The 12867-nt window shown below is 62.8% G+C and carries 3 protein-coding genes; all 3 read left to right on the top strand.

Going from position 1 to position 12867, the window contains the following annotated elements; all coding sequences use genetic code 11:
* On the top strand, window positions 1-2001 hold a 2001-nt coding region (locus tag BFP95_RS05845; RefSeq protein ID WP_139115294.1), incomplete at its 5' end, for an amino acid adenylation domain-containing protein.
* Between the two features lie 3 nt (window positions 2002-2004).
* Window positions 2005-9786: a non-ribosomal peptide synthetase gene (locus BFP95_RS05840; protein ID WP_083224205.1), complete on the top strand. Its 7782-nt coding sequence runs from the start codon at window positions 2005-2007 to the stop codon at window positions 9784-9786.
* Between the two features lie 73 nt (window positions 9787-9859).
* Window positions 9860-12867: amino acid adenylation domain-containing protein (locus BFP95_RS05835; protein ID WP_139115295.1), on the top strand; the 3008-nt coding region annotated here is incomplete at its 3' end.

The raw sequence follows: 12867 nt of genomic DNA, 5'->3' as shown, positions 1-12867 counted from the left end.
CTGTTCGACGCTGCCACCATTGAGCGCATGGCGCGGCATTGGCAGAACCTCTTGCAGGCGATGGTTGCCGATCAGCAACAGAACATTGGTCAGTTGAACCTGCTGGACCGTGACGAGCAACAGCACATTCTCCAACTGTGGGATCGCACCGACTCTGGCTTCCCGGCCACGCGCCTGGTCCATGAACTGTTCGCCGACCGCGCGGCTGAAAACCCCAATGCGGTGGCGGTGAAGTTCGATGCGCAAACCCTGAGCTATGGCCAGCTGGACAGCCAGGCCAACCGCCTCGCACATGCCTTGATCGCCCGAGGCGTCGGCCCCGAAGTGCGCGTGGCGATTGCCATGCCGCGCAGTGCCGAGAGCATGGTGGCGTTTCTTGCGGTGATGAAAGCCGGTGGTGTCTACGTGCCGCTGGATATCGAATACCCGCGTGATCGCCTGCTGTACATGATGCAAGACAGCCGTGCGCAATTGTTGCTGACGCACACCCGTGCCTTGCAGCAACTGCCGATCCCCGACGGCCTGGATAGCCTGGCGATTGATCGCACCGAAGACTGGAGCGATTACAGCGATACCGCACCGCACGTCGAATTGGACGGCGACAACCTGGCGTACGTCATCTACACCTCCGGCTCCACGGGCATGCCGAAGGGCGTGGCGGTCTCCCACGGCCCATTGGTGGCGCACATTATCGCGACCGGCGAGCGCTACGAAACCAGCCCGGCGGACTGCGAACTGCACTTCATGTCATTCGCTTTCGACGGCTCTCACGAAGGCTGGATGCACCCACTGATCAACGGTGCCAGCGTGCTGATCCGTGACGACAGCCTGTGGCTGCCCGAATACACCTACGAACAAATGCACCGCCATAACGTGACCATGGCCGTGTTCCCGCCGGTGTACCTGCAACAGCTGGCCGAACACGCTGAACGCGACGGCAACCCACCGGCTGTTCGTGTGTACTGCTTCGGCGGTGATGCCGTCGCCCAAGCCAGTTACGACCTGGCCTGGCGCGCACTCAAGCCAACCTACCTGTTCAATGGCTATGGCCCCACCGAAACCGTGGTCACGCCGTTGCTGTGGAAGGCCCGCAAAGGAGACCCATGCGGCGCCGTCTACGCGCCAATCGGCACACTATTGGGCAATCGCAGCGGCTATGTTCTGGACTCGCAACTCAACCTGCAACCCATTGGCGTGGCGGGCGAGTTGTACCTGGGCGGCGAGGGCGTAGCCCGGGGGTACCTGGAGCGTCCTGCACTTACCGCGGAACGTTTTGTGCCGGATCCATTCGGCAAACCCGGCAGCCGTGTGTATCGCAGTGGCGACCTGACCCGTGGCCGTCCGGATGGCGTGGTGGATTACCTCGGCCGTGTCGACCATCAGGTGAAAATCCGTGGCTTCCGCATCGAGCTGGGTGAAATCGAAGCCCGACTGCGCGAGCAGGACAGCGTCGGCGAAACCGTCGTAGTCGCCCAAGACGGCCCGACCGGCAAGCAACTGGTCGCCTATGTGGTTCCCGCAGACGCCAACCTGGCCGACCAGGCCGAGTTCCGCGACAGCCTGCGCCGCGCCCTGAAAACCCGCCTGCCGGACTACATGGTGCCAGCGCACTTCATGTTCCTCGCGCAAATGCCGCTGACGCCCAACGGCAAGCTCGACCGCAAGGGCCTGCCCGAACCGGATGCGAGCCTCATGCAGCAGGCTTATGTGGCCCCGCAAACCGAGCTGGAACAGCAGATCGCCGCGATCTGGGCCGACGTACTGCGACTGCCGCAGGTGGGCCTCAACGATAACTTCTTCGAGGTGGGCGGCCACTCCTTGCTGGCGATCCAGATCACCTCGCGGGTCCAGGCCGAACTGGGCTTGGAAGTGCCGTTGGTGGAAGTGTTCCAGACTGAAACGCTGCGTGCCTATGTGCAGGCCGCCGCCACCTTCCGCGCCGGCAGTGCGGAAGATTTTGATGATCTTCGTGACTTTTTGAGCGAACTAGAGGCGATTTGAACCATGCTTTCCAACCCTAATATCGATCTGGTTTCGCGCTTTCTTCGCCTGCCTCTGGAACAGCGCCAGCAATTTTACCAACGCCTGCAAAGCCGGGGCATGAGCTTCGCGCAATTGCCGATTGCTTCGATCCGCGAGGACGGCCAGCACCTGCCGCTGTCCTACGCCCAGGAACGCCAGTGGTTTCTCTGGCAGTTGGACCCGGACAGCGCCGCCTATCACGTCCCCGGCGCCCTGCGCCTGAGCGGACGCCTGGACAAGGCCGCCCTGCAACGCAGTTTCGACACGCTCGTGGCACGTCACGAAAGCCTGCGCACTCGCTTGCACTTGGACGGCGAGCAGCGCGCCCAGGAAGTGCTGGCTCATGCACAGGTCAAGATCGCCGAAAGCGCGGTTGATGAAGCCCAGCTCAAGGCTCAGGTTGAAGCCGAAATCGCTCGTCCCTTCGATTTGCAGCAAGGTCCTCTGCTGCGGGTCAGCTTGCTCGCAGTGAGTGAAGGCGAGCACGTGCTGGTGCTGGTGCAGCACCATATCGTCTCCGATGGTTGGTCGATGGGCGTGATGGTGAAGGAGCTGATGCAGCTCTACGCCGCCTACAGCCAGGGCCAGGATTGTGTGTTGGCGCCGCTGCCGATCCAGTACGCCGACTACGCGCTGTGGCAGCGCAGTTGGATGGAAGCGGGGGAGAAAGCCCGTCAACTCGGATACTGGCGTGAACTGCTCAGCGGCACGCAGCCGGTGTTGGAGTTGCCCTTCGACCAGCCGCGCCCGGCGCAGCAAAGCTTCCGTGGCGCACGCCAGGACATCGCGCTGGAGCCGGCATTGGTCGCAGGGTTGAAGGCCCTGGCCCAGCGCGAAGGCGTGACGATGTTCATGCTGCTGCTGGCCTCGTTCCAGGCGTTTTTGTACCGCTACAGCGGCCAGCAGGATATTCGCGTCGGCGTGCCGATCGCCAACCGCAACCGCGTCGAGACCGAATCGCTGATCGGTTTCTTCGTCAATACCCAGGTACTCAAGGCCGACCTCGATGGCCAGATGAGCTTCGCCCAGTTGCTGCGGCACACCAAGCGCCGCGCGCTGGAAGCCCAGGCCCATCAGGACTTGCCCTTCGAGCAATTGGTCGAGGCGCTGCAACCGGAGCGTAGCCTGAGCCATAACCCGCTGTTCCAGGTGATGTTCAATCACCAGGCCCACTCGCACACTGCCGCGCAGCAATTGCCAGGCCTGCGCGTAGCCAACCTGGAATGGGACAGCCACAGCGCCCAGTTCGATCTGAGCCTGGATACCCAGGAAAGCGGCGAGGGCATCTGGGCTTCGCTGACCTACGCTACCGACCTGTTCAACGCGGCTACCGTTGCGCGCATGGGCGAACACTGGCTGAGCCTGTTGCGTGCCGCTGTAGCGAATAGCGCATTGCCTTTGCAGGACCTGGCGATGCTCAACGCCCATGAGCGCGAGCAAATCCTGCACCAGTGGAACGCCACCGAGCGTGACTACCCGCGAGGGCAGTGGGTGCATCATCTGTTCGAAGCGCGGGCCCTGGCACAACCGGATGCACCGGCGTTGCGCTTCAGCGACGTGTCCCTGAGCTATGCCGAATTGAATCGTCGCGCCAACCGCCTGGCCTATCGCCTGATCGAAGCCGGTGTAGGCCCGGACGTGTTGGTGGGGCTGGCTGTGGAGCGCTCCATCGAAATGGTGGTGAGCTTGTTTGCCATCCTCAAGGCCGGTGGCGCCTATGTGCCGCTGGATCCGGAATACCCGCGTGAGCGTTTGGCCTACATGCTGGAAGACAGTGGCGTGAAACTGCTGCTGACCCAGGCACATTTGCATGAACAGTTGCCCATTCCCCAAGGGCTGGAAACCCTGGTGTTGGGCGAGTCCACCTACGAAGGCTACAGCGATGCCAACCCAGGCATCGCTGTGGACGGCGAAAACCTCGCCTACGTGATCTACACCTCAGGCTCCACCGGCCAACCGAAAGGTGCAGGTAACCGTCATTCGGCGTTGCTGAATCGCCTGCAATGGATGCAGGAAGCCTATGGCCTGGACGCCAGCGACACCGTGCTGCAAAAGACCCCGTTCAGCTTTGACGTGTCGGTGTGGGAGTTCTTCTGGCCGCTGATGACCGGCGCGCGCCTTGTGGTCGCGGCCCCTGGCGATCACCGTGATCCGGCCAGGCTGATCCACCTGATCAATCAAGAGCAGGTCAGCACGCTGCACTTTGTGCCGTCGATGTTGCAGGCGTTCTTACAGGATCCGGCGGTGTCGACCTGCCAAAGCCTGCAACGCATCGTGTGCAGTGGTGAGGCATTGCCGGTGGATGCGCAGCAACACGTCTTCGCCAAGCTGCCGCAGGCCGGGCTTTACAACCTGTACGGCCCGACCGAAGCCGCCATCGATGTGACCCACTGGACCTGCATCGATGAAGGCCGCGACGCCGTACCGATTGGCCGTCCGATTGCCAACCTCGGCTGCTACATCCTCGGCAGCCATTTCGAACCGGTCCCGGTCGGCGTGCTGGGCGAACTGTACCTGGGCGGCATCGGCCTGGCCCGTGGTTACCACCGCCGCCCGGGGCTGACTGCCGAACGTTTTGTCGCCCATCCTTTCATCAAGGGCGAGCGCCTGTACCGCACCGGCGACCTGGCGCGCTACCGCGAAGACGGCGTGATCGAATACGCCGGGCGTATCGACCATCAAGTCAAACTGCGTGGCCTGCGCATCGAGTTGGGTGAAATCGAAGCGCGCCTGCTGGAACACGATTGGGTGCGTGAAACTGCCGTGCTGGCAGTCGACGGTAAATATCTGGTGGGCTACCTGGTGCTGCAAAACGCCGGCGATGACTGGCGTGACGTGTTGAGTGCCCATCTGGCCCAACATTTGCCGGACTACATGGTACCTGCGCAATGGCTGCTGCTGGAGCAGATGCCCCTGAGCCCCAACGGCAAGCTGGACCGCAAAGCCCTGCCCAAACCCGAAACCACTCACCACTACGAAGCCCCGCAAAATGGCCTGGAACAGCAGATCGCCGCGATCTGGGCTGAGGTGCTTGGCGTGGAACAGGTCGGTTCGAACGACAACTTCTTCGAGCGTGGCGGTGACTCGATCATCTCCATTCAAGTGGTCAGCCGCGCCCGTGCCGCCGGTATCCACTTCACCGCCAAGGCGCTGTTCCAGCACCAGACGGTGCGCAGCCTGGCCCGCGTGGCGCAGTTGCAGACGGCACAGGTGATTGACCAGGGGCCGGTGCAGGGCGAGACGCCGTTGTTGCCGTTCCAGCAGTTGTTCTTCGAGAGGGAACTGCCGGACCGCCACCACTGGAACCAATCCCTGCTGCTGACCCCCCGCCAGCCCATTCGTGGCGAGCAGTTGGACGCTGCGCTGCAAGCACTCATCCAGCATCATGATGTACTGCGCCTGAGCTTCAGCCAGCAGACCGAAGGCTGGACTGCACGGCATGACGCGCAGCCCGCGACCCTGCTGTGGCAGGCAAGCGTGCAAGATGCCGCCGAACTGCACACCCTGTGCGAGCGTGCCCAGCGCAGCCTCGACCTGCAACAGGGCCACGTGTTACGCGCGGTACTCGTAGATATGGCGGACGGTTCGCAGCGCTTGCTGTTGGTGATGCACCACCTGGTGGTGGACGGCGTGTCCTGGCGGGTGTTCCTCGAAGACCTGCAAAGCCTGTATCGCCACCAACAGTTGCCGGCCAAGACCTCGTCGTTCAAGGCCTGGGCCGAGCGGTTGCAGGCCCATGCGCGCAGTGAAGCGGTGCAACCGGAAAAAGCGTTCTGGCTGCAACAACTCCAGGGCGTGTCTACCGACTTGCCATGCCGTGATCCACACGGCGCGCGCCCTGGTCGACTGGCCCAGACCGTGGTCAGCCGACTGGATGCCGAGCGCACCCGGCAATTGCTGCAACAGGCGCCCACGGCTTATCGCACCCAAATCAACGACCTGCTGCTGACGGCATTGGCGCGTGTCATCTGTCAATGGAGCGGGCAGGCCTCCAGCCTGATCCAGCTGGAAGGTCATGGCCGTGAAGACCTGTTCGACGACATCGACCTGACCCGCACCCTGGGGTGGTTTACCAGCCTGTTCCCGGTGCGCCTGACGCCGGCCGAATCCCTCGCCACTTCGATCAAGCAAATCAAGGAACAACTGCGCGCCGTACCGGACAAAGGCCTGGGCTTCGGCGCACTGCGCTACCTGGGCGATGACGCCACGCGCCAGGCGTTCAGCCAGTTGCCGGTGCCGCGCATTACCTTCAACTACCTGGGCCAGTTCGACGGCAGTTTCGATCAGCAGGACGGTCTGTTCACTCCCGCTGCGGAAAACCCCGGCGCCGAACAAAGCCCGGAGGCCCCATTGGGTAACTGGTTGACCCTGAACGGCCAGGTGTACGGCGGTGAATTGCAAATGGGTTGGACCTTCAGCCCGCTGATGTTTGATGCGCCGCAGATCGAAGCCCTGAGCCAGGCTTTTACCCGCGAACTGACCGCGTTGGTCGAACATTGCTGCACCCCTGGCAACAGTGGCGTGACGGCCTCCGATTTCCCGCTGTCGCGCCTGAACCAGCAGCAGCTTGAATCCTTGCCGCTGGCCGCAGATGCCATTGAAGACATCTACACCTTGTCGCCCATGCAGCAAGGCATGTTGTTTCACACCCTCTACGAACAGGCGGCCGGCGACTACATCAACCAGATCCGCGTGACGGCCGACGGCCTGGATGTGGCGCGGTTCCAGCGGGCCTGGGACGCTACGGTGCAAGCCCACGACGTGCTGCGCAGTGGGTTCTTCTGGCAGGGCCAACTGGAATGGCCATGCCAGGTGGTGTACCGCGAGGCCCGGTTGCCGATCGAACACCTCGATTGGCGGGCCATGCCGGAGTGTGAGCTGGAACTGCAAAATCTCCAGCAAGCCGAGCGTCGCCAGGGTTTTGACCTGGTCAAGGCACCCCTTGTGCGCCTGGTGCTGGTGCGCACCGACGAGCAACGCCATGAGCTGATCTACACCCATCATCACATCCTCATGGACGGTTGGAGCAATTCGCGGCTGTTCGGTGAGGTGCTGCAACGTTACGCCGGCGTAGAGGTGCCTGAAACGGCCGGACGCTATCGTGATTACATAGGCTGGTTGCAGCAGCGGGATGCAGCGGCGACCGAAACCTTCTGGCGCGAGCAACTGAGTGCGCTGCAAGCACCGACCCGCCTGGGCAGCAGCCAGCCAATGACGGTAGACGGGCAGGGTGAACACCGACTGAGCCTGGATCGCCAACTGACGGCACGCCTTGAATCTTCCGCACGCAGCAACAAGGTCACCCTCAACACGCTGATCCAGGCGGCGTGGTTAATCCTGCTGCAACGCCACAGCGGGCAATCGGTGGTGTCCTTCGGTGCCACCGTGGCCGGGCGCCCGGCAGAACTGGCGGGCGTGGAGCAGCAGATCGGGCTGTTCATCAACACCTTGCCAGTGATTTGCGCGGTGGATAGCCAGCAGCCGGTGGCGGACTGGTTGCAAGCGGTGCAGGCGCAGAACCTGGCCCTGCGTGAGCATGAGCACACCGGCCTCTACGACATCCAGCGCTGGGCCGGGCAGGGCGGTGAAGCCTTGTTCGATAACATCCTGGTGTTCGAAAACTACCCGGTGTCCAAGGCCCTGGAACAGAGCGGCGGCAGCGGTATCCGTTTTGGCCTGCCGGACTCCCGCGAGCAAACCAGCTTCCCGCTGACGGTACTGGTGGACGTCGGTGACACGCTGTCGGTGCAGTTCAGCTTTGCCCGCGCGCATTTCGGCGCAGGCGCGGTGCACACTTATGGCCGCCATCTGCTCAATCTGCTGCAAAGCATGCTCCAGGGTGGCGAGCAACGTCTGGGCGAGCTGGCGATGCTGGATGTGGCCGAGCGTCAGCAGGTGGTACAGGACTGGAACGCCACTGCACGGGACTACCCGTTGCAGCAATGCGTGCATCAATTGATTGAACAGCAGGTAGCCCGCACGCCGGAAGCAGCGGCCCTGGTGTTTGCCGAGCAGCGCTTGAGCTATGCCGAGTTGAATCGCCGTGCCAACCGCCTGGCGCATCGACTGATTGAAGCGGGCGTAGGCCCCGACGTGCTGGTGGGACTGGCGGTGGAGCGCTCTGTCGAAATGGTGGTGGGCCTGCTGGCGGTGCTCAAGGCGGGTGGTGCTTATGTGCCGCTGGACCCTGAATACCCGCGTGAGCGCCTGGCCTACATGCTTGAGGACAGCGGCGTGAAACTGCTGCTGACCCAGGCGCACTTGCTTGAGCAACTGCCGATTCCGGATGGGCTGGACAGCCTGGTGCTGGGTGCAACCGGGTTCGACGGCTACAGCGACGCTAACCCCGGGGTGGCGCTGGACGGTGAAAACCTCGCCTACGTGATCTACACCTCCGGTTCCACTGGCCAACCCAAAGGTGCCGGCAACCGTCATTGCGCCCTGACCAATCGCCTGCAATGGATGCAGGAGGCCTATGGCCTGGATGTCAGTGACAGCGTGCTGCAAAAGACCCCGTTCAGCTTCGACGTGTCGGTGTGGGAGTTTTTCTGGCCGCTGATGACTGGCTCGCGCCTGGTGGTCGCGGCGCCTGGCGATCACCGTGATCCGGCCAAGCTGATCAACCTGATCAACAAGGAACAGGTCACTACGCTGCACTTTGTACCGTCGATGTTGCAGGCGTTCCTGCAGGATCCGATGGTTGCAACCTGTCATACCCTGCACCGTGTTGTGTGCAGCGGCGAAGCCCTGCCGGTGGACGCGCAGCAGCAGGTATTTGCCAAGCTGCCGCAAGCCGGGCTCTACAACCTGTACGGCCCGACCGAAGCCGCCATCGATGTGACCCACTGGACCTGCGTGGATGAAGGCCGCGATGCGGTGCCGATTGGCCGTCCGATTGCCAACCTTGGGTGCTACATCCTCGACAGTAACGTTGAACCGGTCTCGGTCGGCGTGCTGGGCGAGCTGTACCTGGGCGGCATCGGCCTGGCCCGTGGTTACCACCGCCGCCCGGGGCTGACTGCCGAACGTTTTGTCGCCCATCCTTTCATCCAGGGCGAGCGCCTGTACCGTACCGGCGACCTGGCGCGCTATCGCGAGGATGGCGTGATCGAATACGCCGGGCGTGTCGACCATCAAGTCAAGCTGCGCGGCCTGCGCATCGAGTTGGGCGAAATCGAAGCGCGCCTGCTGGAACACGACTGGGTGCGCGAGGCTGCCGTGCTGGCGGTCGATAGCAAATACCTGGTGGGTTATCTGGTGCTCCAAAACACCGACGATGACTGGCGTGACGTGCTCAGCGCTCACCTGGCCCAACACCTGCCGGACTACATGGTCCCGGCCCAGTGGATGCTGCTGGAGCAAATGCCCCTGAGCCCCAACGGCAAGCTCGACCGCAAAGCCCTGCCAGCCGTGGACGCGAGCCTGCAAGCGCGGGAATACGTCGCGCCGCACAGCGAGCTGGAACAGCAGATCGCCGCAATCTGGGCTGAGGTGTTGGAAGTAGAGCGGGTGGGGATGAACGACAACTTCTTCGAACTGGGCGGGCATTCCCTGCTGGCAACCCAGGTGGTGGTGCGCCTGCGCGAGCAATTGCATGCCGAGTTCGACGTCAAATCGATCTTCACCACCCCGACCCTGGCCGATTTCAGCGCGCATGTGGCGGCCCGGCAGACAAATAATTCGCCGGTGCAGGACGCATTGGCTAAATCCTTGGAGGCCCTCAAACGTCTATCAGCAGAAGATTTGGATAAATTGATTTCCTGAGGGGCGTGGCGTGCAAGCATTAATCGAGTCGGTAGGTTCACTTTCTGCGCAACAAAAGAAAGCGTTGGCGGTAATGCTCAAGCAGCAAGGCATCAACCTGTTTGAGATTGCCCCGGTTTTCAAGCGCCAGGAAGGTGAGCCGCTTCGGCTCTCTTATGCTCAGGAAAGGCAGTGGTTTTTGTGGCAATTGGAGCCGCACAGCGCGGCCTACCACCTGCCGCGCGCCCTGCGTTTGAAAGGCCGCCTGGACCGCGCGGCCTTGCAACGCAGCTTCGACAGCCTGATCGCCCGCCACGAAAGCCTGCGGACCTATTTGCATCAGGATGTCGACCACGTGCTGCAAGTGGTCAGGCCCGAGTTGCACCTGGAAATCGCCCTTGAAGCCGGCGACGCCGCGCAGCTGGAAGCGCGGGTGCAAGCGGAAGTCGCCAAGCCTTTCGATCTGCAACAAGGCCCGCTGCTGCGGGTCAAGTTGCTGCAACTGGCGCCCGATGATCACGTGTTGGTGCTCGTACTGCATCACATCGTCTCCGATGGTGGGTCGATGCAAGTGATGGTCGACGAGCTGGTGCAGTTGTACGTCGCGTACAGCCAGGGTCAGGACTTGCACCTGCCGGGCTTGTCGATCCAATACCCGGACTACGCCCTGTGGCAACGCAGCTGGATGGAAGCCGGTGAAAAAGAGCGTCAGCTGGGCTATTGGCGTGAGCAGTTGGGCGGTGAGCAGCCAGTGCTGGAGTTGCCGCTGGATCACCCGCGCCCGGCAGTGCAGAGCTATCGCGGTGCACGGGTCGAGATTGGCCTGGACGCGGCACTGGTGAACGGTCTCAAGGCGCTGGCCCAGCGCGAAGGCGTGACCCTGTTCATGTTGTTGCTGGCGTCGTTCCAGACCCTGTTGTATCGCTACAGCGGGCAGTCGGATATCCGCGTCGGCGTGCCGATTGCCAACCGCAATCGGGCAGAAACCGAGCGCCTGATCGGCTTCTTCGTCAACACCCAGGTACTCAAGGCCGACATCGACGGGCAAATGACCTTCAGCCAGTTGCTGGCCCAGGTCAAGCAGCGTGCACTGGAGGCCCAGAGTCACCAGGACCTGCCGTTCGAACAGTTGGTGGAAGCCTTGCAGCCCGAGCGCAGCCTGAGCCATAACCCGCTGTTCCAGGTGATGTTCAACCATCAGGCCGAAGGCCGCCGGCCGCGTGGCGAGCAGCAGTTGCCGGGCCTGGGCGTGGAGGCGCTGGAGTGGGACAGCCAGAGCGCACAGTTCGACCTGAGCCTGGATACCCAGGAATCGCCCGAAGGCATCTGGGCGTCGCTGACCTACGCCACCGACCTGTTCGACGCTGCGACTGTGCAGCGTATGGCCGAGCATTGGCAGAGGGTGTTGCGGGCAGTGGTGGGGCGTGCCGGCAATCGTATTGCGCAGCTTGGGATGTTGGTTGATGACGAGCAACGCCGGTTGTTGCAAGACTGGAACCGCAGCACGGCGGCGTTCGAAGACGTCGCGGGTGTACACGGTCTGTTCGAAGCCCAGGTGCGGCAACGGCCCGACGCGATTGCCCTGTGTCTGGGCGGCCAGTCCATCAGCTACGCCGAACTGAATCGCCAGGCCAACCGCCTCGCGCATCACCTGATCGGCCAGGGCATTGGCCCGGAAGTGCTGGTGGGCGTGGCGGTCGAGCGTTCGTTCGACATGGTGGTCAGCCTATTGGCAGTGCTCAAGGCCGGCGGCGCCTATGTGCCGCTGGACCCGCAATACCCGCGTGAACGCCTGTTGCATATGCTTGAAGACAGCGGCGTGCGCCTGGTGCTGACCCAGTCTCATGTGGCGATGCCATTGCCCGAAGGCATGGCGACGGTCGATCTGGCGGATGCGCACCTGGCGTTGTGCCCTGAAAGCGATCCGCAGATAACGGTTTTTTCGCAGAACCTGGCCTATGTGATCTACACCTCCGGCTCCACCGGCAAACCCAAGGGCGTGGCGATCAACCATGCGGCGCTGACTGAGTTTTCCAGCATTGCTGCTGGCTATTCACGGTTGACCTCGGAAGACCGCGTTCTTCAATTCGCTACCCTGAACTTCGACGGTTTTGTTGAACAGCTGTACCCGGCGTTGACCCATGGCGCCACGGTTGTGCTGCGCGGTCCCGAGCTGTGGGACAGTGCGCGGCTGTACGAGGAAATCATCGCCCAGGGCATTACCCTGGCCGACTTGCCGACCGCCTACTGGAACCTGTTCCTGCTCGACTGCCTGGCCGCTGGCCCGCGTGCTTACGGTTCGCTTCGCCAGATCCACATCGGTGGCGAAGCCATGCCGCTGGACGGCCCGGCGCAGTGGCTCAAGGCCGGGCTTGGCCATGTGCGTTTGCTCAATACCTACGGCCCGACGGAGGCCACTGTTGTATCGAGCGTGCTGGACTGCACATCAGGCACCGAACTGATCGGCGCCACCGCCAGCCCGATTGGCCGTTCACTGCCAGGGCGGGCGTTGTATGTGCTGGATCGTGACTTGAACCTGGCGCCGCTGGGCGCCGTGGGCGAGTTGTACATCGGCAGCAGCTGCGGCTTGGCGCGTGCCTATCTGAACCGGGCGTTGCTGACGGCCGAGCGTTTTGTACCGGACCCGTTCGGCGAAACCGGTGAGCGCCTGTACCGCACGGGTGACTTGGCGCGCTACCGCGCTGACGGTGTAATCGAGTACGTCGGCCGGGTCGACCATCAGGTGAAAATCCGTGGTTTTCGTATCGAGCTGGGGGAAATCGAAGCGCTGTTGCTGGCCCAGGACGGCGTACGTGAAACCCTGGTGTTGGCTGCCGACAACCAGTTGGTGGCCTATCTGGTCAGCGAGCAAACCGACGCCGAAGCCCTGAAGTCGACTCTGCGTGAACAACTGCCGGACTACATGGTGCCGGCGCACCTGGTTTTCCTTGAACGCATGCCGCTGAACCCGAATGGCAAACTGGATCGCCAGGCGCTGCCAAAGCCCGATGCCAGCCAATCGCAGCAGCTGTGGGTCGAGCCCGTCACCGAACTGGAGCAACAGGTCGCCGCTGTCTGGGCCGATATCCTGGGCGCCGAGCG

Source organism: Pseudomonas sp. 58 R 12 (genome assembly GCF_900005865.1).
Lineage (GTDB): Bacteria > Pseudomonadota > Gammaproteobacteria > Pseudomonadales > Pseudomonadaceae > Aquipseudomonas > Aquipseudomonas tritici.
The sequence above is the reverse complement of the archived record's forward strand: the minus strand, read 5'-3'. Positions and strand labels throughout refer to the sequence as shown.